Consider the following 23821-nt stretch of genomic DNA (forward strand, 5'->3'; position numbering starts at 1 on the left):
TCGTCCGCGCTCATCCCGCCGTCGACGATCGCGGTGGTGTACTGGGCGAGGAGGTTGCGGCTGGTCATCACCGCGCCCTTGGGCCGCGACTCGGTCCCGGAGGTGTACATGATCTGCACCGGGTCGTCATCGTCCAGGTCCACCTCCGGGCACACCGCGTCCGAGGCGCCCAGCGCGGCGAACGGCTCCCAGCCGTCGGTCTCGCCGATCACCGCACGGACCTTCAGAGCCGTCACGTCCAGCCCCGCCTCCGCGAGCGCGGCGTCCGCGGTCACCACCAGGTCCGCGCCCGCCACGACCCCGACCGCGCCGGAGTGCGTGAGGACGTACGCCACCTCGGGCGGGGTGAGCATGAAGTTGACCGGCACCGACACCGCCCCGATCCGGGCCAGCGCGAAGTACGCCACCGCGAACCCGTGCGAGTTCCGCGCCAGCAGCACGATCCGGTCGCCCTTGGCCACCCCCCGCGCCGCGAACCCCGCCGCGGTCCGCGTCACCAGCGCGTCCAACTCCGCGAAGCTCTGCCGCAGCTCCCCGAAGACCACCGCGGTCTTGTCCGGAGTCCGGACGGCGGAACGGGCCAGCAGATCGGCCAGCCCGTGCCGCCGGGCATGTGAATGTGGGGGTGGGGACGTTGTCGTCACGCAGGGTCTCCTGTTGCGAGCACCACTTGGCCGATGTCGCCGGGAGTATATGTGTAATGCTTACGCGAAACCACGGCCGAATCCGGCCTGACCTCTTGGCTGCGCCATCATAGCCATGATAGCTATGAAAGAGCTCCGCTGGACTATCCGCCGACGCCCGCAGGGCCGGCCCCCGAGTACGAGGGATCTTGATGACCGAGCAGAAGCGCGTTGTCTACGCGACCGCGGTGTACGACCAGGCCGAGATCGACGCGGTCATGGCCGTCCTGACCCAGGGGCAGAACGGCCTGCGCATCGGCCCGAACGTGGCCGAGATGGAACGCCGGGTCGCGGATCTCTTCGGCAAGCGCCATGGCGTCATGGTGAGTTCCGGGTCCGCGGCGCTCTTTCTCGCGATCGAGTTGCTCGACTTGCAGCCGGGCACCGAGGTGATCACGTCGCCTCTCACGTTCTCGACCGACCTGTCCTGCCTGCTGCGCGCCGGTCTGGTCCCGGTCTTCGTGGACGTCGAGCCGGACACCTTCCAGATCGACGTCACGAAGATCGAGGAGATGGTCACCGACAAGACCGGCGCCGTCCTCATCCCCAACCTGGCCGGGAACGCCCCCGACTGGGACGCCATCCGCGCGATCGCGGACCGGCACGGCCTCAAGGTCATCGAGGACTCGTGCGATGCCGTCGGCGCGACGCTGCACGGCACGCCCACGGGCACCCGCTCCGACATCTCCGTCACGAGCTTCTCGCTGTCGCACATCATCACCGCGGCCGGCACCGGCGGCATGGTGATGCTGGACGACGACGACCTGCGCGACCGCTGCCTGACGCTGCGCGGCTGGGGCCGCCGCTCCGAGACGCAGCTGTTCGGCTCCAAGGCCGGCTCCCGCGACTTCTGGACCGACCTGGACGGCATCAGCTACGACAACATGTTCATCTTCGACGAGGCCGGCTGGAACTTCCTGCCCACCGAACTCTGCGCGGCCTTCGGCGTCGAGCAGGTCAAGAAACTGGACCGCAACTACGCACGCCGGCAGCACAACTTCGACCGCTACACCGAGGTCCTCGCGCGGCACGAGTCCTCCTTCACGCCGCCGCGCCAGCTCGAGGGACTCAATACCGCGTGGCTGTCGTACTGCTTCCTCATCAAGCCGGACGCCGGCTTCGGCCGCAGTGAACTCCAGCAGTACCTCGAAGCAGAGGGCATCGACACGCGGGTCGTGTGGACCGGCAACGCCGCCCGCCAGCCGTTCATGAAGAACGCCGTGTTCCGCCAGCCCGAAGGCGGCCTCCCGGGTGCCGACCATGTCATGGAGTTCGGGATGCTGATCTCCTGCAACCACGGCCTGTCGGACGAGATGCTCGCCCACGTCGGCGACCGGATCGACGCGTTCATCGGCGAACGGTCCGGCACGGCCTGACGCCGCCCCTCCTTCCCGGCGCCCGCCGCCTCCCCGCGGCGGGCGCCGGGACCGCCGCGAACGAAAGGGCTGAGCATCCATGGCCGATCCCGCATGGCCGCACGATCCGCAGGGCTGTGATCCTGCTCTTCCGCTCGCCGGGGTACGGGTACTCGACCTGTCCCGCATCCTCGCCGGCCCGCTGGCCGCCACGATCCTCGCCGACCTCGGGGCGGACGTGATCAAGGTCGAGGCGCCGCAGGGCGACGAGACCCGCCGTTGGGGGCCGCCGTTCCACGGTGACGACGCCGCGTACTACCTCGCGATCAACCGCAACCGGCGTGCCATGGTGCTGGACCTACGTACTGAAACAGACCTCGAGGTCGTCCGCACACTCGCTGCGGCGGCCGACGTCGTCATCGAGAACTTCCTCCCGCGGCAGCTCACTTCACTCGGCCTCGACCGGATCCGCGACGCCGGCGACCGGCACGCGGTATGGGTGTCGGTACGCGGCGCGGCCGCGGGCGGGCCGCTGGCCGACCAGCCCGGCTACGACGCGATGGCCCAGGCCCGCTCCGGCATCATGTCGGTCACCGGCCACCCGGAGACCGGCGCCACCAAGGTCGGCCTCCCGGTCGTCGACGTGATGACCGGCCTGTACGCGGCGATCGGCGCCCTCGGCGCCCTCCTCGGACAGCACCGCAGCCCGGACGGCCGCCCGGCGCATGTCGAAGTCCCGCTGTTCGAATGCGGCGTCGCGGCACTCGTCAACCAGTCCGCCAACCACCTCATCGGCGGCCTCGTCCCCGGCCTGCTGGGCAACCTGCACCCGAACGTCGCACCGTACGGTCCGCTGCCCACCGCCGACGGTGAACTCGTCCTCGGCGCGACCAGCGACCGCCAGTTCGCCGCACTGTGCACCGCGCTCGACCTGCCGGACCTCCCCGCCGACCCCGCCTTCGCGAGCAACGCCGCCCGGCTCGCCCGCCGCGAGGAACTGAACGGCCTGCTGGGCGCGGTGCTGCGCACCGCGCCCACGCGCGACTGGGAAGTGAGGCTGGCCGACGCGGGCGTCCCGTGCGCGCCCGTCAACCGCGTGGACGACGTCTTCCGCGAAGCGCAGGTCGAGGCAACGGGGTTGGTGCAGGACGTCGCACACCCGTCAGGACCGGTCCGCCTGGTTGCGTCACCGCTCACCATCGACAGTCTTCGACCGCCCATTCGCCGCCCCCCGCCGCTCTTCGGCGAACACACCGAGGAAATCCTCGACGCCCTTGCCGCCCGCAGGGACCATTAGCCAGGAGCAGGGAACCTCATGTTCGAACTCGCAGGCAGGACCGCCCTGATCACCGGAGCCGGGCAGGGGGTCGGCGCGGGCATCGCCGAAGCCCTGGCCGCCCAGGGTGCCGCGGTCGCGGTCAACGACATCGACCCGGAGCGTGCCGAAGCCCGAACCCGTCTCCTGCGCGAGGCCGGGTACCGCGCGCACGCCGTCCCTTTCGACGTCACCGGCCACGACGCGGTACGTGACGCCGTGCGGAACTTCGAACGGGCCGTCGGGCCGGTCGACATCCTGATCAACAACGTCGGCAATGCGGGCAGCGAGGCGTTCCGGCCACGGCCGTTCCGCGAGTCCGCCCCCGAAGACTGGCGTCGTTTCACCGAAGTGAACCTCTTCGGGGTGATGAACTGCGTGAAGGCCGTCATCGACGGCATGAGTGCGCGCGGGTACGGGCGCATAATCACGATCGCTTCGGGATCGGGAGTCGTCGGCCAGTCCATCGGCGTCTCGCTCTACGCCGCCGCCAAAGGCGGTGCCATCGCCTTCATGCGGCACTTGGCCATGGAGACCGCAGCCGACGGCGTGACCGCGAACACCATCGCGCTCGGCCTCATCGACCCGGCCGCGAGCGGGCGTGAGGGAGCGGCAGTGCGCGAGATGGCCACGCGTCTCCCGGTCGGCCGTATCGGCGTGCCGGCCGACCCCGCCGCGATGTGCGCCTACTTGGCCTCGCGGGAAGCGTCCTGGATCACCGGTCAGACACTGCACCTGAACGGCGGGTCGTACACGTCGTGAGGCCGCCCGGCCCTGGTCGCCGATCACCCCCGGCCATCGGCGGTCAGGCGCGGCTGGAGTCGCGGACGACGAGCTCGGGCTGCAGGACGATGCGTCGGTGGGCGTGGGCGTGGGCGTCCGGGCCGGTTTCGTCCGTTTCGGCGAGGAGCAGCTCGGCGGCGGTGCGTCCGATGCGGGCGGCGGGTTGGCGGACCGAGGTGAGGGGGACGGCGGCCGCCGCGGCGAATTCGATGTCGTCGTAGCCGACCAGGGCGATGTCGTGGGGGACGCGCACGCCGGCCGCGAACAGTGCCTGGAGCACGCCGAGGGCGAGAAGGTCGTTGGCGCAGAAGACGGCCGTCGGACGGTCGGCGAGGCCGAGCAGCCGCGCTCCGGCGTCGCGGCCCGCGGCCACGTCGAGGCGGTCCGAGTCGAGGGGCGTCAGGACGTCGTCGGGCAGCCCGGCCTCGCGCACGGCGTTCCGGCCGCCGGTGAACCGGTCGCGGACCTGGGCCAGATGCATCGGGCCGCCGACGTAGGCGATGCGGCGGTGTCCGGCGGCGATGAGATGGCGCACCGCCATGTCACCCCCGAGGACGTCGTCGACGGAGACCGAGCAGCCTTGGTCCTCGGGCAGGCTGCGGTCGACGAGGACGAACGGGATGCCTCGGGCGCGCAGCGTCTCAACGGTGCGTCCGCTGCCGTCGGCCGGGGTGACCAGGACCCCGCGCACGCGCTGTTCGGCGAAAAGCGCCAAGTAGTCGGCCTCCTCGCTCGGACTGCCGGCGCTGTTGCAGACCATGACGCCGAGGCCGACGTCGCGCAGTGCGCGTTCGGCGCCCTTGGCGACCTCGGCGAAGAACGGGTTGGCGAGGTCCAGGACGAGCATGGCGACGATGCGGCTCTGCCCGGCGCGGAGCTGGCGCGCGGTCTCGCTGCGGACGTACCCGAGGCGTTCGATCGCCGCGCGGACCCGGATGCGGGTCTCGTCGGAGACCAGGTCGGGGTTGTTGATGACGTTGGAGACCGTGCCGACCGAGACGCCGGCCTGCCGCGCGACTTCCTTGATCCCCACCTTGCCCGCCACGCGCGCCGCCCCCGTCATCGTTTCATGTCCGTTCCTGGCATGGCCCCATCGTAGGCGTGCCTTCCGGCGATCGCCGCGCGGCCTGGCTTTGTGCTGTGTCGAGGCTGCCGGGATCGAATCGTTGACACCGGGTGGTTTCGTGGATAGCTTACCTGAAATTGAAACGTTTCAGGCCGCTCGGTCCAGAGTGGCCGCCAGAACTTGGAGTCGACATGGCATCCACGACCGCGGTGCGCGCCGCGCTGAGGACGCAGCGGATCGAGACGCCGTCGTGGGCGTACGGGAACTCCGGTACGCGGTTCAAGGTGTTCGCGCAGCAGGGGGTGCCGCGGGACCCGTTCGAGAAGCTCGCCGACGCGGCCCAGGTGCACGCCTTCACCGGGGTCGCGCCGAGCGTGTCGCTGCACATCCCGTGGGACAAGGTCGACGACTACGCAGCGCTCGCCAAGCACGCACGGGACCAAGGCGTCGTGATCGGGGCGGTCAACGCGAACGTCTTCCAGGACGACGACTACATGCTGGGGTCGGTGACGAACCCGGACCCGCGGGTGCGGCGCAAGGCGACCGACCACCTGCTCGAATGCGTCGACATCATGGACGCGACGGGGTCGCGCGATCTGAAGCTGTGGTTCTCGGACGGCACGAACTATCCCGGCCAGGACGACATCCGGGCGAGGCAGGACCGCTTGGCCGAGGCGTTGGCGGAGGTGTACGCGCGGCTGACCGGTGACCAACGGCTGATCCTGGAGTACAAGTTCTTCGAGCCGGCCTTCTACACGACCGATGTGCCCGACTGGGGGACGGCGTACGCGCACTGCCTCAAGCTGGGGGACCGCGCGAAGGTCGTGGTCGACACCGGGCATCACGCGCCGGGCACGAACATCGAGTTCATCGTGGCGTTCCTGCTGCGCGAGGGGAAGCTGGGCGCGTTCGACTTCAACTCGCGGTTCTACGCGGACGACGACCTGATGGTCGGCGCCGCCGACCCATTCCAGCTGTTCCGCATCATGCACGAGGTCGTCCGCGGCGGCGGGCTCGATGCAGGCACCGAGGTCGCGTTCATGCTCGACCAGTGCCACAACATCGAGCCGAAGATCCCCGGCCAGATCCGCTCGGTGATGAACGTCCAAGAGGCGACCGCAAAGGCGCTGCTGGTCGACGCGGAGGCGCTGGCCGCGGCGCAGCAGGCCGGCGACGTCCTGGGCGCCAACGCCGTGCTGATGGACGCCTACAACACCGATGTCCGGCCGCTGCTCGCCGAGCTGCGCGCCGAACTGGGGCTGGCGCCCGACCCGATGGCCGCCTACGCCGCGTCCGGCTACGCCGAGCGCATCAAGGCCGAGCGGGTCGGCGGCGCGCAGGCCGGCTGGGGCGCCTGACCTCGCGGCCTGATCAGACAGACCATCCGTACCGACCTCAAGGACACGTCATGACGCCACCGACGAATCCGGCGGTGGAAGCACTGCTGAACCGCTCGCGGACGCTGGGCGCCGACCCCCGCAACACCAACTACGCCGGAGGCAACACCTCCGCCAAGGGCACCGCCCTCGACCCGGTCACCAGCCACGCCGTCGAGCTGATGTGGGTCAAGGGCTCGGGCGGCGACCTGGGCACGCTCACCGAAGACGGCTTGGCGGTGCTGCGCCTGGACCGGCTGCGCGCGCTCGTCGACGTGTACCCGGGGGTGGAGCGCGAGGACGAGATGGTCGCCGCGTTCGCCTACTGCGCGCACGGCACCGGCGGGGCCGCGCCGTCGATCGACACCGCGATGCACGGCCTGGTCGACGCCGCCCACGTCGACCACCTCCACCCGGACTCGGGTATCGCGCTCGCCTGTGCCGCGGACGGCGAGAAGCTGACCGCGGAGTGCTTCGGCGACACCGTGGTGTGGGTGCCGTGGCGGCGCCCGGGTTTCCAGCTCGGGCTGGACATCGCGGCGATCAAGGCGGCGAACCCGCAGGCGATCGGCTGCATCCTGGGCGGCCACGGCATCACCGCGTGGGGCGACACCTCGGAGGAGTGCCAAGCCAATTCGCTGCACATCATCCGCACGGCCGAAGCCTTCATCGCGGACCGGTCCGACGCGGCCCGGCACCCGTTCGGCGCGCTGCTGCCGCGCTACGCCCCGCTCCCCGACGAGCGCCGCCGCGCCCGCGCCGCCGAACTCGCGCCCCTGCTGCGCGGCCTGGCCTCCACCGACCGGCCGCAGGTCGGCCACTTCACCGACACCGACGCGGTGCTGGACTTCCTGGCCCGTGCCGAACACCCGCGCCTGGCCGCGCTGGGCACCTCGTGCCCCGACCACTTCCTGCGGACGAAGGTCCGGCCCCTCGTCCTCGACACCGCGCCCGAAGCGCCCCTGGAAGAGGTCATCGCGCGGCTGCGCGAGCTGCACGCGGCCTATCGCGAGGAGTACGCCGCGTACTACACGCGGCATGCCGACCCGGACTCGCCCGCGATGCGCGGCGCCGATCCGGCGATCGTGCTGGTCCCCGGCATCGGGATGTTCTCGTACGGCAAGGACAAGCAGACCGCCCGCGTGGCAGGCGAGTTCTACGTCAACGCGATCAACGTGATGCGGGGCGCGGAAACGGTCTCGACCTACGCACCCATCGAGGAGCGCGAGAAGTTCCGCATCGAATACTGGGCGCTGGAAGAGGCCAAGCTGGCTCGGCTGCCCAAGCCCAAGCCGCTCGCCACCCGCGTCGCGCTGGTCACCGGGGCCGGTTCCGGCATCGGCAAGGCCATCGCGACGCGACTCGCGGCCGAAGGCGCCTGCGTCGTGATCGCCGACCTGAACGCCGAGAACGCCGACGCGGTCGCCGCCGGACTGGGCGGCCCGGACCGGGCCGTCGCGGTGACTGTGGACGTGACCGACGAGGAGCAGATCAAGGCCGCCTTCGCCGAGGCCGCGCTCGCGTTCGGCGGCGTGGACCTGGTCGTCAACAACGCCGGCATCTCCATCTCCAAGCCGCTCCTGGAGACCACCGCCCGCGACTGGGACCTGCAGCACGCCATCATGGCCCGCGGCTCGTTCCTCGTCTCGCGCGAGGCCGCCCGGATGATGACCGGCCAGCGCCTCGGCGGCGACATCGTCTACATCGCGTCCAAGAACGCGGTTTTCGCCGGGCCGAACAACATCGCGTACAGCGCCGCCAAGGCCGACCAGGCCCATCAGGTAAGGCTGCTGGCCGCCGAGCTCGGCGAGCACGGCATCCGCGTCAACGGCGTCAACCCGGACGGCGTGGTCCGCGGCTCCGGGATCTTCGCGGCCGGCTGGGGCGCGCAGCGCGCCGCGGTCTACGGCGTCGAGGAGGACAAGCTCGGCGAGTTCTACGCCCAGCGCACCCTCCTCAAGCGCGAAGTGCTGCCCGAGCACGTCGCCAACGCGGTCTTCGCCCTGACCGGGGGCGATCTCTCCCACACCACCGGGCTGCACATCCCGGTGGATGCGGGAGTGGCCGCGGCCTTCCTGCGGTTGGGCCCCCCGGAATGCCGGCCGGCCGTCCGTTGCCGCTTCCCCGGCGTGTGAGGGTTCGCCGGGGAAGCGGCAACGGCTGCACGACTTGTACGACCTGAACCGAGACGATTGCCGAGGCCCGTCATGTCCATGCCCGATCAGCCCGCAGCCTTCGCCGCGGTGGATCTCGGGGCGTCCAGCGGGCGGGTGATCGTCGGCCGCGTCGGGCCCGGCACCGTCGACCTGACCGAGGTCCACCGCTTCCCCAACACGCCGGTCCGCGTCGGCGGCGTCCTGCACTGGGACATCCTGAGCCTGTACGCGGGGGTCCTCCACGGCCTCCGCGAAGCCGCCCGCCGCACCGACGGCCGCATATCGGGCGTCGGCATCGACTCCTGGGCCGTCGACTACGGCCTCCTCGACGCCCGCGGCGCCCTGCTCGGCAACCCTGTGCACTACCGGGACTCGCGCACCGACGGCATCCCGGAACAGGTGTACGCGGCCGTGCCCGCGGCCGAGCTCTACGCCGCGACCGGCATCCAGCACGCCCCGTTCAACACCGTCCACCAGCTCGTGGCGGCCCGCGGCACCCCGCAGTTCGCCGCGGCGCGCCGAGCTCTCCTGATCCCGGACCTGCTGGCGTACTGGCTCACCGGCGAGGCCGGGACCGAGCTGACCAACGCCTCCACCACCCAACTCCTGGACCCCGGTACGGGGGAGTGGGCCGACGGGGTGGCCAAGCGCCTCGGCATCGACACCGCCATGTTCCCGCCGCTGCGCCGGCCCGGCGACCACGCCGGCTACCTGCGCGACGACGTGCTCGCCGAGACCTGCCTGGCCGGGCCGGTCGCGGTCACCGCGGTCGGCTCGCACGACACCGCGTCGGCCGTCGCCGGAGTGCCCGCCGAAGGCTCGCGGTTCGCCTACATCTCCAGCGGCACCTGGTCGCTGGCCGGCCTCGAACTCGACGCCCCCGTACGCACCGAGGACAGCCGCGCCGCCAACTTCACGAACGAACTCGGCGTCGACGGCACGGTCCGCTACCTGCGCAACATCATGGGCCACTGGCTGCTCCAGGAGTGCATGCGGCAGTGGGCGCACGAGGGGCGGCCGCAGGACCTGCACGGCCTGCTCGCCGCGGCCGCGGACGTGCCGCCGCTCAGGTCGCTCGTCGACGCCGGAGACCAGCGCTTCCTGGCCCCCGGCGACATGCCCCGGCGCATCGCGGACGCCTGCCGGGCGGCCGGCGACCCCGTACCTGCCTGCCCTGCCGAGTTCGCCCGGTGCATCTTCGACAGCCTGGCATTGGCCCACCGCGAGGCGGTCCTGGAGGCGCAGCGCCTGTCCGGGCACGGCGTCGACACCGTGCACATCGTGGGCGGCGGCGCGCAGAACGCCCTGCTGTGCCAGGCCACCGCCGACGCCTGCGGCCTGCCGGTCGTAGCGGGGCCCGTCGAGGCCGCGGCGCTCGGCAACATCCTGGTCCAGGCCAGGGCCCACGGAGCAGTCGACGGCACCCTCGGCGACCTGCGTTCGCTGATCCGCCGCACGCAGCAACCGGACACCTACCTGCCGCGCGGCGCGCAGGCCTGGGACGCTGCCGCAGAGCAGATGGCCGCACGCCGCCCTCGCTGACTGCCGACTGCACGACCCAGCCCGTCTTGACCCGACCATCAAGGAGACCCCACCCCATGCGTGTGGGCCTGTTCCTCACCTGCGTGAACGACACGCTGTATCCGCGTACCGGGCAGGCGACCGTCGCCCTGCTCGAACGCCTCGGCTGCGACGTCGACTTCCCGCTCGCCCAGACCTGCTGCGGCCAGATGCACTGGAATACCGGATACGGCCGCCAGGTCGAGCCGATGGTCCGCGGATTCGCCGAGACGTTCGCCGGCTACGACGCCGTGGTGACGCCGTCGGGGTCCTGCGGCGCGATGATCCGGGACAACCACCCCCGGGCCGCCGCACGCTCCGGCGACGCGGCACTGGCGGACGCCGTCGCCGCCGTCGTCCCGAAGGTTCACGAACTGAGCGAATTCCTGGTCGACGTCCTCGGCGTGACCGATGTCGGCGCGTACTTCCCGCACCGCGTCGCCTACCACCCGACCTGCCACTCGCTGCGCCTGATGCGGCTCGGCGACCGGCCCACCGCGCTGCTGCGCAACGTGCGCGGCCTCGAACTGGTCGACCTGCCCGGAGCCGAGGAATGCTGCGGCTTCGGCGGCACCTTCGCGGTCAAGAACCCCGACGTGTCGGCCGCGATGGGCGCCGACAAGATCCGCAACGCGGAGGCCGCCGGCGCCGAGGTGCTGTGCGCCGCGGACAACTCCTGCCTGATGCACCTCGGCGGCATGCTCACCCGGCGCCAGGGCGCCGTCCGCACCCTGCACCTCGCCGAGATCCTGGCCGCCACCGAAGCCGACCCCGGCGGACTCACCTGGGCCGGCGTCCGGAACGGGGCACGCGGATGAGCGCCGTACCGCTCGGCATGCCGTCCTTCCCGGACGCGGCCCGCGAAGCCACCCGCAACCCCACCCTGCGCCGCAACCTGCGGCACGCCACCCACACCATCCGGGACCGCCGCGCGGCCGCCGTCGCCGAACTCGACGACTGGGCCGAACTGCGGGCCGCAGGAGCGGCCATCAAGGACCGGACGCTGCGGCACCTCGACACGTACCTCGAACAGGCCGAGGCAGCGGTCGTCGCAGCGGGCGGCCACGTGCACTGGGCCGCGGATGCCGCAGAGGCGAACCGCATCGTCACCGACCTGGTGCGCGCCACCGGCGAGACCGAAGTGGTCAAGGTCAAGTCGATGGCCACCCAGGAGATCGGCCTCAACGAAGCGCTGGCCGAGGCCGGGATCACCGCGTACGAGACCGACCTCGCCGAACTGATCGTGCAACTCGGCGACGACCGGCCCTCGCACATCCTGGTCCCGGCGATCCACCGCAACCGCACCGAGATCCGCGACATCTTCCGCGACGCCATGGGGGAGTGGGGCATCCCCGCCCCCGACGGCATGAGCGACGACCCGCGCGAACTGGCCGAGGCGGCACGGCTGCACCTGCGCGAGAAGTTCCTGCGCGCCAAGGTCGGCGTGTCCGGCGCGAACTTCCTGGTCGCCGAGACCGGCACCCTGGTCGTCGTCGAATCCGAGGGCAACGGCCGCATGTGCCTCACGCTGCCCGAGACGCTGATCTCCGTCGTCGGCATCGAGAAGGTCGTGCCCACCTGGCGCGACCTGGAGGTCTTCCTGCAGCTCCTGCCCCGCTCGTCCACCGCCGAACGGATGAACCCCTACACCTCGACGTGGACCGGTGTGACCGACGGCGACGGTCCGCGGGCCTTCCATCTCGTGCTGCTCGACAACGGCCGCACCTCGATCCTGGCCGACGAAGTGGGACGCCAGACCCTGCGCTGCATCCGCTGCTCGGCCTGCCTCAACGTGTGCCCGGTCTACGAACGCGCGGGCGGCCACGCGTACGGCTCGGTCTACCCGGGCCCGATCGGCGCCATCCTCACCCCGCAACTCCGCGGCACCGGCAGCGCGGTCGACGCCTCGCTCCCGTACGCATCGACGCTGTGCGGCGCCTGCTACGACGTATGCCCCGTCGCCATCGACATCCCCGAAGTCCTCGTCCACCTGCGCGAGAAGGTCACCGCACAGCGCGGCCACGTCATCGAGCGCAGCGCCCTGCGCGCCGCCGCCTGGGCCATGCGCGACCCCAAGCGCTACACGGCCCTGCAACGCGCCGCCGCCGCCGGCACCCGCGCCCTGCACCCGCGCCGGCTTCCGCTGCCCGGCTGGGGCAAGGCCTGGACCGACACCCGCGACCTCCCGGCCGTCCCCAAGGAGTCGTTCCGGACCTGGTGGCAGCGCCGCGACACATCTGGAGGCACCAAGTGACCGACTCCCGCGCCAGGATCCTCGGCCGCATCCGGACCGCCCTGGCCGGGACCGAGCGCACCACGCCCGCACCCGCCGAGCCGATAGCGCGCGACTACCGCGACAGCCACACGGACACCGGACTCGTCGAACTCCTGGCCCACAATCTGGCGGACTACCGGGCCAGGGTCCACCACGCGACCGAGACCGACCTGCCGGACCTGATCGCACGCCTGCTCGGCAGCCGCGGCGCCCACACCCTCGTGGTGCCACCAGGGCTCCCCGACGGATGGCTGCCCACGGCCGCCGGGTTGCGCGCAGTCCGCGGCACCGACCTCTCCGCCGCGGAACTCGATGCGATGAGCAGTGTCCTGACCGGTTGCGCCGTGGCCGTCGCCGAGACCGGCACGATCGTCCTCGACGGCGGGCCCGGCCAGGGCCGCCGCATGCTGACCCTCGTACCCGACCACCACATCTGCGTGGTGCGGACGCCCGACCAGGTCGTGGCCTCCGTACCGCAGGCGCTGCGCCGCCTCGACCCGCGCCGCCCGCAGACCTGGATCTCCGGGCCGTCCGCGACGAGCGACATCGAACTCGACCGAGTCGAAGGGGTACACGGGCCCCGGGCCCTCGACGTCGTCCTGCTGGTGCCGCCGGGAGGAGCGTGAGTACGGCTCGGCTGCGGCGCCGGATTCGCCGACGTCGCGACTTCTCCGCGACCCGAGTCCACGAGGCCGAGGGGCGCACCGCGGCGCCGGCTGCGAACCCACCGACGTGAAGGAAACGACGCCATGACCGACGCTCACCAGAGCGCCCGCCACCCGGTCGTGGAGACCGCCGGCGGAGCGATCCGCGGAACCTCCGCGGGCGGCGACGGAGCGGTCTTCGCCGGCATACCGTTCGCCGCTCCGCCGGTCGGAACTCGGCGGCTGCGGCCGCCGGAACCGGCCGCAGCATGGGCGGGAGTTCTTGACGCCGCCACATTTCCGGCGGGCCCTGCCCAGCGTCCGGGGATCGCTCCCGACGTCGAGGCGATGGGTCCTGAGGCGGTCGCGGTGGCCGAGGCACTGGGAGCCGCTCGCGGGCCGTTCTCGGAGGATTGCCTCTACCTGAACGTGTGGACGCCGGAACTCGGCGTCCGGCTGCCGGTACTGGTGTGGATCTACGGCGGCGGGTTCGAGACCGGCACAGCGTCCCCGCCGAGCTTCGACGGCGCGGCACTGTCCCGGCTCACCGGTGCCGTGGTCGTCGCCGCGAACTACCGTGTGGGCGCGCTGGGATGGCTATACCCGGCGGGGCCGGACGCCGACGGGTGGGCCGAGAGTGCCAATCTCGGACTCCAGGACCAGGTCGCCGCGTTGCGGTGGGTGCGGGAGAACGCGGCGTGCTTCGGTGGCGATCCCGGCAACGTCACCGTGGCCGGGGCTTCGGCCGGGGCGTTCTCCATCGGGGCGCTGCTGGCCATGCCGACCGCGAAAGGCCTGTTCCACAAGGCGATTCTGCAGAGCGGCAGCGTCACCCGCGTCCAGTCCCCGGAGACGGCCGAGGCCTTGACCAAGGCCTTCCTCGCCGCCGCCGGGGTACGGGATTTCGGCTCTCTTCTCGACGCCCCGGTCGAGGCGATCCTTCAAGCGCAGTCGGCGGTCACCGATGCAGACATCGGCCGCCGCAACCTGCCGGGCGGGCGCATCTGGGGCGTGGTCCACGACGGCACCATCCTGCCCGAGCGTCCGCTTGACGCTGTCCGGGACGGTGCCGCCGCCGATGTCCCGCTGCTCATCGGAGCGAACCGCGACGAGATCCGCATCTGGGCGGACTTCGGCGGTCCGGCCTACCGCCCGGCCGACGAGGACGCCCTGCTCGCCGAGATGGCCGTGGCCGGGATCGCCGATCCGCCGGCCTTGCTTGCGGCCTACCGCCACCGACTCCGCTGCGCAGCCTCCGCCGCAGTCGGTTCGAATCCCGCCGGCGTGGACGAACTACGGGATCTCCGGACGATGTTCCTCAGTGATGCCGTGTATCGGATACCTTCTGCCCGACTCGCCCGTGCGCAGGCTGCTGCCGGCGGCCGCGCCAACACATACCTGCTGACGGCCGAACCGTTCGGCCCGGGCACCGGTGCATTTCACGGCGCCGAAGCGCTCTACCTGGCCGAGCGCCTTGCCGCGCTGGGCATCGACACCCCCGAGAACCGTGCGATCCGCGCCGAACTCGTCGGGGCTTGGCGGCGATTCGTGCACGCGAAGGACCTCGGTTGGCCGGCTCACGGCCCTGCTGAACCGCAAGCCGCCCGTACCCGGCAGATCGGCGGGACCGTCCTCGACATCGATGAGCCGCCACTGGACGTCGCCGCGCACTGGGGCATTCGCTAAGAAGCCCAGGGAGCCCCCGCCGATTCGGCGGGGGCTCCTGCGTCAGGTGCTGCTTACGACTGTGCGCTGCGCCTACTTGTCGGGCTCGAACTCGACGTGTGCAGTCGCCTGGTGCGCCTCCAGTTCGCGCGCGAACGCCTCGCCCGAGGCGCGAAGCGTGTCGCCCAGTTCGTCGAGGCTCGTCGGGCCGCCGAGGAGTGCGGCGCCGTCGACGATCCGGCCCTCGGCCACGCGGTCGACGAACGCGGCAGTGCGGGCCGCGGCTTCGGTGGCTTCGGGAATGAAGCCGGCGGCGATCTGCCAAGCGTGGCTCATTCTGGGCCAGACCTCCATCTCCACGTGGACACCGGCCCGAGCCGCGGCGGCGACCAGGTCGAGCGAGTCGTCGAGCAGCCGCTCCGCGCTGGAGGCCTGGACGAACAGCGGCGGCAGGCCGCGGAGGTCGGCGAGCACGGGGGAGACCAGTGGGTCGTGGTCCGCGTGTCCGGACAGCTAGTCGCGGCTCATCGCCCCGTCCATGTCCCGGAGTACCGCGTCGGTGGCCGCGCGGTCGACCCAACTTCCTTTCCGGTAGCGGTCGGCGCGCTGGTCGAAGACGCCGGAGTAGAGGACGCCCGCGAGGGCCCGCGGGTCCCGGTCCGCGGCCAGGCGCAGCAGGACGCCGAGGGCCAGATTTGCGCCCGCCGACTCGCCCGCGACGACCACCCGGGGCGCGAGCGTCGCGGCGTGTCCGAACGCCGCGAGGCAGTCGTCCAGCCCTGCCGGGTAGGGGTCTTCGGGGGCGAGCCGGTACTCGGGGAGCACGACGCGGGCACTGGTGCCGAGCGCCAGATGGGCGCTGATGGACCGGGCCATTCCTGCGGTGCCCGACCGGAATCCGCCGCCGTGGATGTACAGGATCGCCACGTCGTCCCGCGCCGTGTCCGGCGTCATCAGGTACGAGCCGTCCCGCAGCGCTCCGGCCGGCTCGTCGCGAACCCCCGGCACGGGACGGTAAAGCGCGGCCAGTTCCGCCTGCTGCCGGCGCTCGGCGGCCCGGTCGGCGGGCGGCGGCGCGCCGCGGCCTGCTTCGATGATGCTCTCCAAGAGAGCGAAGGCCTTGCTCGGCATGGGACCCGATTCCTTTCCGGGAGATGCGGCGGTGCCCCGGGCGGACGGCGCGCTCGGGGCACCGCGTTCACTGGTGGGTGCCGCCGTCCACGCGGATCTCGGTGCCGGTGATGAACGCGCCGTCCTCGGAGGCGAGCATCGCGATCACGCCCGCGACGGTCTCCGGCGGTGCGAAGCCCTGCCCGAGTGCGGGCTGCAGTTTGGCGAAGAGGTCGAAGTCGACGTCCTGGGGCAGGTGTTCGAGCGTCGTCTCGGTGATGCCGCTCTGGATGCTGCCCGGCGCCACGCACACCGCGCGCAGGCCTTGCTTGGCGTACTCCAGCGCGATGCTGTGGGTGAAGGACTGGATGCCGCCCTTGCTCGCCGAGTACGCCGCCATATAGGGGTGTGCGAACGACGCGGACGTCGAGCTGAAGTTCACGACGACGCCGGTGCCGGTCTTCAGCAGCGCGGGCAGCGCCGCACGCGTGACGAGGAACGTGCCGGTCAGGTTGACCGCGATGATCCGGTTCCACGCGGCGAGTTCGCATTCGTGGGTGTGCGCGCCGCGCAGGATCCCCGCGGCATTGACCAGGACGTCGAGGCCGCCGAGGTGCAGGACGGAGTCGGTGACGACCGCGCCCACCGCGGCTTCGTCCGAGACGTCGAGGACACGGGTGGCCAGTCGTCCGGCGGTGCCGGCCGCCTCCGCGCGTTCCGTTGTGCTCCTCAGTCCTTCCTCCGCGACGTCGAGGGCGACGACCTGTGCCCCCTCGGCGAGCAGGCGCATGACGGTGGCCTGGCCAATGCCGGATGCGCCTCCGGTGACGATGACGCGCTTCCCGGTGAAACGTTCCATTTCGAATGCTCCTGGGAGTGTGCGGGTATGCCGCAACGGAATGCAGTGCTCCGGACGGATGCGCTCCGTCCGCTCTTTCAGCCCCGCGAGGTGGCGTCGGCCGGCGCCTCGGAGGCGGCTTCGGCCGGGGTGCGGAGCTTCGGGATCATCAGCGCGATCACGAGGGCGACGGCGAGCATGGCGGCAGCGGCGAGGAAGGCCGTGCGATAGCCGTCGTCCGTGTACAAGGCCGTGCCCTGGACGACGTTCGCGCGGTCGTTGAGCAGCGTGAAGATCACCTGCGTGGAGATGGCGCCGAGCACGCCGCCCAGCAGGGTGCCCACGCCGTTGGCGGTGGCCTGGTCCTCCGGCCGCACCGCGCTCACGATCAGGATCGACGACGATGCCAGGACCAGGCCCATACCGACCGCGAAGAACGGCCCGAAGGCGACGAACTGCCACTTCTCGTAGTGGTTGCCGAACATCAGAAGGACGCCCGTGATGGCCGACACCAGCCCTGCGACCAGGGTGAACTTGGCGCCCCACCGGTTGGCGAACAGGCCTACGCCGGCGCCGCAGAGCAGCAGCAGGATGCTGGAGTGCACGCCGAGCGCGGCGTTCTCGGTGGCGGTGTAGCCCAGCCCGTCGGACATGCCGGGGATTTTCGGGTACAGCGCCAGCAGCTGGTTGATGGTGCCGGTGGAGAACAGGACGCCGCTGGCCATGCCGCCCGAGACCAGGATCAGCAGCAGGCGGCGTTCGCGCAGCAGGTGCACGTCGAGCAGGGGGTGCGCGACGCGGTGCTCGACCGCGAGGAACAGGAAGAATGCCGCCACGCCGCCGATGACGTAGGCCAAGGTGCGGGCATCGGCCCAGCCCCAGTCGGCGCCCTGGCCGATGCCGTACACCAGTGCGGTGGCGCTGCCGCCGAGCAGCAGGCCGCCGAGCCAGTCGAACGAGGTGCGCGGAGCGCGCAGCGGGCTCTCCGGGACCACCAGCAGGAGCAGGACGAGTGCGACCACGCTGTTCGCGGCCAGGAACCACAGGACCCCGCGGAAGCCGTGGTTGTCCTGGAGCCAGCCGGACAGCCAGGGGCCGGCGAGCGCGGTGAGGCCTGTGCTGGTGGCCACGACGCCCGTCGCGGTGCCGACCCACTTGGCCGGGAAGACGTCGCGCACGATCGAGTACGTCAGTGCGGTCACCACGGCGTAGATGCCCACCAGGAAGCGTGCGGAGAGCATCAGGCCCCAGGTCGGCGCGAGCGCACACAGGATCTCGCCGACCACGCCCACGACGGAGGCGGCGACCATGACGCGCTTCTTGCCGAACATGTCGGACGCCTTGATCAGGAAAGGCACGCTCATGGTCGCCACCAGGGTGGTGATCAGGGTGAACCAGGCGATCTGCGTCGTATGGAAGTGCTGCGCGATGAGGACCTGGGCGTTGCCCAGCAGCAGGCCGGACATCGACAGCACGACGGTCGGCCAGGCCAGGGCGATGATCAGGAGGACGTAGTACGCCTTGGAGCGCTCGGTGCGCCCGCTCGGCGAAGGGCCGGGCGGTTCGGCGAGCCGGCCCGAAGGCGGTGCGATGGTGCTCATAAGGTCGTCCTCCATGGACAGTACGTGCATCCGCCGGGGCGGGAAACCGGTCCTGCGGGGCAGATGGCTCCGCGGGGCCGAGTCGCTGACCTGAAACGATTCATATCCGGGTCGCAGAGGTGCGGAGCGAGTGGCTCTGCAGGGCTGCGTCGGGAGTTGAGTCGAGCTTAGGTCGAGAAACCGTAGAGCACCAGGTTTCTTGGAGATGAACTTCCGCGTCGAAGCGGTAACGCCTGTCCGGTATGGCTCGAGGCGGTGCGAGTACGGTATTCCTGTACAGAAATGAGCGGCCTTGCGCGGTGCCGGGGCCAGGCGGGGAACGGAAGCGATGACCACAGGTGTGCCCGACCAGCCCTGGCGCGGTCCGAAGTCGTCCCAGCGGCTCGCCCACGTCCTGGCCCAGCCGATCCTCTCCGGCCAGGTGCGCGAGGGGGACCGGCTCCCCAACGAGGCGGAGATGATGGCGCGGTACGGCGCCGGCCGGCCCACCGTCCGAGAAGCCCTGCGACTCCTGGAGACCCGCGGGCTGATCATGCTCAAGACCGGTCCCGGCGGAGGGCCGATCGTGCGTCGGCCGCCCAAAGGCAGCCTGAGCGAGGCGCTGAGCCTGGTCCTGCAGGTCGAAGGCGCCTCGTTCGCCGATGTCACCGATGCCCGCATCGCCCTCGAGCCGATGATCGCCCGCCGCGCGGCCGAGCGGATCACCGAACCCCAGCTCGCCGAGCTGGAGGACAGCATCAAGCAGCTGCGGGACCATCCCGGCGACCACGACGTCTTCGTGGCCGAAAACCAGCGCTTCCACACGCTGATCGCCGAGGCGGCCCAGAGCGTGGTGCTGGACGTCTTCGTCAGCACCCTCCAGACCATCGCCGACGGCGTGCGGGTCGGTGTGGAGTACTCCGCGCGCAAGCAGTCCGCCATCGCCGCCGCGCATGCGTCGATCGTGGAAGCGTTGCGGGCCGGTGATCCCGAGCGCGCGGAGCAGGCCATGCGAGACCACCTGGCCGAAGCGGAACGCTACTGGCGGCACCGGTACCCGGAGCTGATGACACGTCCCGTGCAGTGGACGTACTGACCCGCCATGCAGGCCGCCCGACTGCGCGCGAAGCGCAGCCGGGGGCCGGTGGAGCGGTGCCGGTCGGTCAGGACGCGGACAGCACGAACTTCTGGGTCGCCGGGTCGAACGCGTAGAGCCGCGCGGGGATCGCGCCGTGCGGGGTGGCCTGCGCGTAGGTGGCCTTGTCGGCGAAGCTGGGGTCCTGGAAGGAGCCCAGGGCGAAGCCGGCGTTCTGGAAGGTCTCGTAATTCAGGTCCTTGCCGGCCTTGTCCGCGAGGGCCTTGAAAAGCGCCAGGTTGCGGCAGGCCACGTTCGGGGCGATCTGAGGCGTGGCCGTGCCGGCCGGAACAGTTGCCGGGTCGACGGTCATCTTGCCCGCGAACTCGGGCAGCGCCGCCTCGACCGCCTTCATGCATTCCTGGTTGGCGGGCTCACTCCACTGGGTGTTCAGACCCAGCGCGGCAGCGTTCGCGAGGGTCGTGAAGTCGTGCTTGCCCTTGTCGTTGGCGTAGGCCTGCACCTGCAGGTTGTCGGTGAACAGCAGCCGGGGGCGGTACTTCGTCTGCTCCAGGACCTGCGGGAACGAGGCGGCCATGCTGCCGACCACCACGACCGTGTCGGCGCCGGACGCCTGGAACTTCTGGATGAACACGCCGGTCTGCTGCCCGATGGCCGCAGCGTCGGTGGCCGGGGCGTCCAGAACGGCGGTCTCGACCGGGGTGATGCCCAGCTTCTGCAGCGCCGGGATCACGGTGTCCTTCATGACCCCCTGCTCGTTCACGTTGGACAGGACCGCGACCTTCTTCCCGGTGAGGCTGCCGTCCTTGTTGAACAGGGCTATCCCGTCGGCGACTTCGTCCCCGCCGCGGGTGTCGCTGAACCACGGAGCCTGCGCCTGCCCGTAGCGCTTCGCGGTCAGCTGCCCGCCGATGGCCGCGGTCTTGTTCGTCTGCACGTAGCAGAGCGGCTCGTCGCCGTTGAAGTTGCCGAGGACGGCGAAGACCTTCTCGTCCTGGGTGAGCTTGACGCAGGTCTCCTGCGCGGCGGCCGGAGAGATCAGGTTGATCTTGCCGTACACCGGGACGATCTTGCGGCCGTTGATGCCGCCCGCGTCGTTGATCTTCTTGATCAGCGCGTTGTAGGAGGCCTCGTAGGGGCCGTGGTCGATGTTGACGAACTGCTTCACCGAGTCGAGGTCCGGGTAGGTGATCCCGATCTTGATGGTGTCCGCGGTGACGCCGGGGGCGACCTTGGGCGCGGGGGGTGCGGCCGGTGCGCCGGAGGTACCGGGCTTCGCATCGTCCTTCTTCTCGGCCGTGCAGCCGGTGGCGACGAGTGCCGTGGCGGCCGCCAGGAGCACGACGGCGTGGCGTCTGGCGCGGTGCGGTGTCATGGGCTGATCCGTTTCTTGTGGGAAAGGGGAACTGCGGGAAGGGAAGGCGGGAGACGGCTGCGCAGGATGCCGTCGGCCGGTCACGCGGTTGCCGTGGCCTCGGCGGAGGGAAGGGCTGTGTCGGACCTGTCGGCCGGTGCGCTGCCGCTGCGCTCGATCGCGCGTTCGTCCGTGCCGAGGTAACTGGCGATGACCTTGGGGTCGTTGCGGACGTCGTCTGGCTGCCCCGAGGCGATGACGCGGCCGGTTTCCAGGCAGTAGACGCGGTCGGAGATGCCCATGATCAGCGGCATGTCGTGCTCGATGACCAGCATCGAGGCGCCCAGTTCGCGGCGGATCTCCTGGATGAGCGGGCCGAACGCCTCGGTCTCGCGCTGCGCGACGCCGGCGGTGGGTTCGTCCAGGCATAGCACGCGCGCGTCGAGGGCCAGCAGGCCGGCGAGTTCGACGATGCGCCGGGTGCCGGTGGACAGGTCGCCGACGAAAGCGTCCGCGTAGCGGCCGAGGCCGAGGAAGTCGACCAGGTCGTCGGCGTCCGCCCGCTTCGCGCGCTCACGGGTGAACGTGTGCGGCAGGTGCAGCGCGGTGGACAGCAGACTGGTCCGGCCGCGCGCCTCCAGGGCGATCTGCACGGTCTCCCGCACGGTGAGCTCAGGAAACAGGGTCGCGGCCTGGAACGTCCGGCCGAGGCCGAGCCGGGCGCGGGCGGCGGGTGCGGCCTTGCTGATGTCGCGGCCCAGCAGTTCGACGGTCCCGGTGGCGGTGACGAAGCCGCCGATGGCGTTCATCAGCGTCGACTTGCCGGCGCCGTTGGTGCCGATCAGGCCGATGATCTCGTTCGGGCGGACCTCGAGGGACACGCCGTCGACGGCGGTCTTGCCGCCGAATCGCACCCGTACGTCCGTCGTGGCCAGCACCGGCTGGTCGGCCGGCGGCGCCGGCCGAGTGGTCCGGGTGAGCCCGCGGGGTGCGGAGGTTGCGGTCTTCGGAGCGGGTTCGGCCCCGAGCCGTTTGTCGGCCCAGCCGAGCAGTGCGTCCCGGGCGCTGTACCCGATCTGGACGAGTCCGCCGGGGAAGTACAGCAGCAGGATCAGCAGACCCAGACTCGAGGTCAGCAGCGGCACGAGTTCGTTGTCCGGCATGAAGGCCGGCAAACCGATCACCCAGAGCGCGCCGAGCACCGACCCGGACACCGACCCGAGTCCGCCGATCACCACGATGGCGACCAGGGTCAGCGAGTCCGGGCTGAGGAAGTACTTGTCGGCGTACGGGACCGACTGGACCGCTCCCGCCAGCAGCGCCCCGCCCAGACCGGCGATTCCACCGGCGAGGGCGAAGGTGCGCAGCTTCACCCGCGCCGCAGCCACCGTGTACGCGGCGGCGGTGGCCGGGTTGTCCCGGACCCCGATGGTCGTGCGTCCCACGCCGGTCCGGCGCAGCCGGGCCACCACGATGAGCACGACGACCAGTACAGCAAGGACGAGGTAGTAGTACGCCCGCTGTGTGGACACGTCGATGCCCAGGACCGTGCTGCGCGGGAACGAGGCGCTGCTCGTCCCCTCGTCGTGGAACACGTCGCGCCGGTACAGGTACTGCTCGCAGGCGACCGCGAACGCGAAGGTGCTGACCGCGAGCAGCAGTCCGCGGACCCGCAGTGCGCCCGCGCCGACCAGCGCGGCCAGCGCCGCGGTGAACAAGGACGCCACCAGCACCGCCGCCGGGAAGGTGAGCCCGCGGAACGCGTAGACCGTGTCGCCCACTTCCAGGCGCAGGCCGCGGTTGAGCGAGGCCGCGGTCAGTGCCCCGAGACCGGCGAACGCCATCTGGCCGAGCGAGAGTTGGCCGGCCCAGCCGGTGAGGATCGTCACCGACGCTGCGCAGATCGCGTACGCCAGGATCACCGTGTAGAGCAGGTGCCGCGACGGCTGGGTGACCAGCAGCGGCAGCACGATCGCGACGACGCCGAGCAGCAGCAGCCCGGACCGTGCGATGTGCCGGACCCACCACACCTGGCGCAGCCGCTCGGGGACGGGCTTGACCTTGGGAGCGAAGGAGAACGACGACGTCTCCGTGTCGCGGCCGCGGCTGACCGTGAAGACGGCGACCAGGACGACGACCAGGACGACCAGGTCGCTCAAGCCGGGCTGGTCGAGCCAGTTGAACTGGACGAACGCCTGGAGCAGCCCCAGCCCGATGCCCGCCGCCAGTGCGATGCGGAAAGACACCATCCGGGCGATGACCGCGGCCGCAAGAGCGCGCAGGAGAGTGGTCGGCCCGAGCGTGGTGATCTGGGTCAGCGACTTGTTCTGCGCCGAGATGAGGATCAGGCACAGCGTGGCCACCAGACCGGCGATCGCCCACACCGCGGTGGAGACGATCTTCGGGCTGATGCCCTGCAGCCGGGCGAGCTCCGGGTTGTCCGCGGAAGCCTTCACGGTCTTGCCGAGCACCGTGCGGCCGAGGAACCAGCTGAGCGCCAGGGCCGTCGCCGGGACGGCGATGAGGATGCTCAGCTGGGCGCTGTTGATCTCCAGATCGTCGAGCGGCGACCAGGTGCCGGTCCACGGAACCGGGTACTGCTCGGTGGTGTGGTCGTCGAGGTCCGGGTAGGCGGCCACGATGGTGAGTGCCAGCTGGGCGACGCCGATCGTGGCGACCAGGACGATCACCCGGGGCGCGTTGAACAGGCGGCGCACCACGGCCAGGTCCACGATGGCACCGAAGGCCGTTCCGGCGGCGAGCGCGACGACGAGCGCGGCCCAGTAGGGCACGTGGTAGCGCACGACCAGCAACGCGAACAGTACGGACCCGACCAGGCCCATATTGGCGACCGCGAAGTTGATCACGCGCGACGAGCGGTGCACGAGCACGATGCCCATCGCCAGCAGGCCGATCACCAGGCCGGTGACCGCACCGTCGAACAGCAATTGAGTGGTGGGCATAT

17 protein-coding genes and 1 pseudogene are annotated in these 23821 nt (G+C 71.1%); 11 read left to right on the top strand and 7 right to left on the bottom strand.

Annotated elements, in window-relative coordinates:
- Nucleotides 1-644: AMP-binding protein (locus tag LZ495_RS35180; RefSeq protein ID WP_235057208.1), on the bottom strand; the 644-nt coding region annotated here is incomplete at its 3' end.
- A 191-nt stretch (nucleotides 645-835) separates the two neighbouring features.
- On the opposite strand from LZ495_RS35180, the gene LZ495_RS35185 reads away from it, so the two are divergent.
- The 3 genes from LZ495_RS35185 (at nucleotide 836) to LZ495_RS35195 (ending at nucleotide 4115) form a co-directional block, all read left to right on the top strand.
- The gene (locus LZ495_RS35185; protein ID WP_235057209.1) at nucleotides 836-2059 is read left to right on the top strand and encodes a DegT/DnrJ/EryC1/StrS family aminotransferase; all 1224 of its coding nucleotides are present in this window, start codon (nucleotides 836-838) and stop codon (nucleotides 2057-2059) included.
- 79 nt (nucleotides 2060-2138) lie between these two features.
- Nucleotides 2139-3335 carry a CaiB/BaiF CoA transferase family protein gene (locus LZ495_RS35190; RefSeq protein WP_235057210.1) on the top strand — a complete coding sequence of 399 codons (1197 nt, stop codon included), beginning with the start codon at nucleotides 2139-2141 and terminating at the stop codon, nucleotides 3333-3335.
- An 18-nt stretch (nucleotides 3336-3353) separates the two neighbouring features.
- Nucleotides 3354-4115 carry an SDR family NAD(P)-dependent oxidoreductase gene (locus LZ495_RS35195; RefSeq protein WP_235057211.1) on the top strand — a complete coding sequence of 254 codons (762 nt, stop codon included), beginning with the start codon at nucleotides 3354-3356 and terminating at the stop codon, nucleotides 4113-4115.
- Between the two features lie 43 nt (nucleotides 4116-4158).
- Here LZ495_RS35195 and LZ495_RS35200 read toward each other — a convergent pair whose 3' ends face one another.
- A complete protein-coding gene (locus tag LZ495_RS35200; RefSeq protein WP_235057212.1) occupies nucleotides 4159-5181 on the bottom strand; it encodes a LacI family DNA-binding transcriptional regulator in 1023 nt (340 codons plus the stop codon).
- Between the two features lie 212 nt (nucleotides 5182-5393).
- Between LZ495_RS35200 and rhaI the strand changes: the two genes are divergently transcribed.
- The 7 genes from rhaI to LZ495_RS35235 all read left to right on the top strand — a co-directional run bounded on the left by rhaI (nucleotide 5394) and on the right by LZ495_RS35235 (nucleotide 14899).
- On the top strand, nucleotides 5394-6560 hold the full coding sequence (rhaI, locus tag LZ495_RS35205; RefSeq protein WP_235057213.1) for an L-rhamnose isomerase: 1167 nt from the start codon (nucleotides 5394-5396) through the stop codon (nucleotides 6558-6560).
- Nucleotides 6561-6610: 50 nt separating this feature from the next.
- Nucleotides 6611-8713, top strand: a complete 2103-nt coding sequence (locus tag LZ495_RS35210) for a bifunctional aldolase/short-chain dehydrogenase (RefSeq protein ID WP_235057214.1) — start codon at nucleotides 6611-6613, stop codon at nucleotides 8711-8713.
- A gap of 72 nt (nucleotides 8714-8785) precedes the next feature.
- Nucleotides 8786-10276, top strand: coding sequence for a rhamnulokinase (locus LZ495_RS35215; protein ID WP_235057215.1), 1491 nt, complete (start codon nucleotides 8786-8788; stop codon nucleotides 10274-10276).
- A 56-nt stretch (nucleotides 10277-10332) separates the two neighbouring features.
- A complete protein-coding gene (locus LZ495_RS35220; RefSeq protein ID WP_235057216.1) occupies nucleotides 10333-11112 on the top strand; it encodes a (Fe-S)-binding protein in 780 nt (259 codons plus the stop codon).
- Nucleotides 11109-12548, top strand: a complete 1440-nt coding sequence (locus LZ495_RS35225; RefSeq protein ID WP_235057217.1) for a lactate utilization protein B — start codon at nucleotides 11109-11111, stop codon at nucleotides 12546-12548. The genes LZ495_RS35220 and LZ495_RS35225 overlap by 4 nt, the downstream gene beginning before the upstream one ends.
- Entirely contained in the window at nucleotides 12545-13195 is a 651-nt protein-coding gene (locus LZ495_RS35230; protein ID WP_235057218.1) for a LutC/YkgG family protein, read from the top strand. Before LZ495_RS35225 ends, LZ495_RS35230 begins: the two co-directional genes overlap by 4 nt.
- Before the next feature lie 123 nt (nucleotides 13196-13318).
- Nucleotides 13319-14899 carry a carboxylesterase/lipase family protein gene (locus LZ495_RS35235; protein ID WP_235057219.1) on the top strand — a complete coding sequence of 527 codons (1581 nt, stop codon included), beginning with the start codon at nucleotides 13319-13321 and terminating at the stop codon, nucleotides 14897-14899.
- A gap of 72 nt (nucleotides 14900-14971) precedes the next feature.
- Here the strand turns inward: LZ495_RS35235 and LZ495_RS35240 are convergent.
- The 3 genes and pseudogenes from LZ495_RS35240 to LZ495_RS35250 all read right to left on the bottom strand — a co-directional run bounded on the left by LZ495_RS35240 (nucleotide 14972) and on the right by LZ495_RS35250 (nucleotide 18427).
- Nucleotides 14972-16009: pseudogene (locus LZ495_RS35240) on the bottom strand (alpha/beta hydrolase fold domain-containing protein).
- A 67-nt stretch (nucleotides 16010-16076) separates the two neighbouring features.
- The gene (locus LZ495_RS35245) at nucleotides 16077-16847 is read right to left on the bottom strand and encodes an SDR family NAD(P)-dependent oxidoreductase (RefSeq protein WP_235057220.1); all 771 of its coding nucleotides are present in this window, start codon (nucleotides 16845-16847) and stop codon (nucleotides 16077-16079) included.
- Nucleotides 16848-16924: 77 nt separating this feature from the next.
- Nucleotides 16925-18427, bottom strand: coding sequence for an MFS transporter (locus LZ495_RS35250; RefSeq protein WP_235057221.1), 1503 nt, complete (start codon nucleotides 18425-18427; stop codon nucleotides 16925-16927).
- A 328-nt stretch (nucleotides 18428-18755) separates the two neighbouring features.
- Between LZ495_RS35250 and LZ495_RS35255 the strand changes: the two genes are divergently transcribed.
- Complete coding sequence (locus LZ495_RS35255; protein ID WP_235057222.1) at nucleotides 18756-19502, top strand: FadR/GntR family transcriptional regulator; 747 nt, start codon at nucleotides 18756-18758, stop codon at nucleotides 19500-19502.
- A 67-nt stretch (nucleotides 19503-19569) separates the two neighbouring features.
- Here LZ495_RS35255 and LZ495_RS35260 read toward each other — a convergent pair whose 3' ends face one another.
- Together LZ495_RS35260 and LZ495_RS35265 are read right to left on the bottom strand one after the other, a co-directional pair.
- On the bottom strand, nucleotides 19570-20877 hold the full coding sequence (locus LZ495_RS35260) for an ABC transporter substrate-binding protein (protein ID WP_235057223.1): 1308 nt from the start codon (nucleotides 20875-20877) through the stop codon (nucleotides 19570-19572).
- An 80-nt stretch (nucleotides 20878-20957) separates the two neighbouring features.
- Nucleotides 20958-23819, bottom strand: coding sequence for a branched-chain amino acid ABC transporter permease/ATP-binding protein (locus LZ495_RS35265; RefSeq protein ID WP_235057224.1), 2862 nt, complete (start codon nucleotides 23817-23819; stop codon nucleotides 20958-20960).
- Nucleotides 23820-23821 lie beyond the last annotated feature (2 nt).

This window comes from Yinghuangia soli (assembly GCF_021502675.1).
Lineage (GTDB): Bacteria > Actinomycetota > Actinomycetes > Streptomycetales > Streptomycetaceae > Yinghuangia > Yinghuangia soli.

Excerpts from the sequence above, each read along its gene's own strand:
- LZ495_RS35190 (WP_235057210.1), top strand. The coding sequence starts at position 2,139 with ATGGCCGATCCCGCATGGCCGCACGATCCGCAGGGCTGTGATCCTGCT.
- LZ495_RS35195 (WP_235057211.1), top strand. The coding sequence starts at position 3,354 with ATGTTCGAACTCGCAGGCAGGACCGCCCTGATCACCGGAGCCGGGCAG.
- LZ495_RS35255 (WP_235057222.1), top strand. The coding sequence starts at position 18,756 with ATGACCACAGGTGTGCCCGACCAGCCCTGGCGCGGTCCGAAGTCGTCC.
- LZ495_RS35265 (WP_235057224.1), bottom strand. The coding sequence starts at position 23,819 with ATGCCCACCACTCAATTGCTGTTCGACGGTGCGGTCACCGGCCTGGTG.
- LZ495_RS35250 (WP_235057221.1), bottom strand. The coding sequence starts at position 18,427 with ATGAGCACCATCGCACCGCCTTCGGGCCGGCTCGCCGAACCGCCCGGC.
- LZ495_RS35210 (WP_235057214.1), top strand. The coding sequence starts at position 6,611 with ATGACGCCACCGACGAATCCGGCGGTGGAAGCACTGCTGAACCGCTCG.
- LZ495_RS35220 (WP_235057216.1), top strand. The coding sequence starts at position 10,333 with ATGCGTGTGGGCCTGTTCCTCACCTGCGTGAACGACACGCTGTATCCG.
- LZ495_RS35215 (WP_235057215.1), top strand. The coding sequence starts at position 8,786 with ATGTCCATGCCCGATCAGCCCGCAGCCTTCGCCGCGGTGGATCTCGGG.
- LZ495_RS35225 (WP_235057217.1), top strand. The coding sequence starts at position 11,109 with ATGAGCGCCGTACCGCTCGGCATGCCGTCCTTCCCGGACGCGGCCCGC.
- LZ495_RS35245 (WP_235057220.1), bottom strand. The coding sequence starts at position 16,847 with ATGGAACGTTTCACCGGGAAGCGCGTCATCGTCACCGGAGGCGCATCC.
- LZ495_RS35185 (WP_235057209.1), top strand. The coding sequence starts at position 836 with ATGACCGAGCAGAAGCGCGTTGTCTACGCGACCGCGGTGTACGACCAG.
- LZ495_RS35235 (WP_235057219.1), top strand. The coding sequence starts at position 13,319 with ATGACCGACGCTCACCAGAGCGCCCGCCACCCGGTCGTGGAGACCGCC.
- LZ495_RS35260 (WP_235057223.1), bottom strand. The coding sequence starts at position 20,877 with ATGACACCGCACCGCGCCAGACGCCACGCCGTCGTGCTCCTGGCGGCC.
- rhaI (WP_235057213.1), top strand. The coding sequence starts at position 5,394 with ATGGCATCCACGACCGCGGTGCGCGCCGCGCTGAGGACGCAGCGGATC.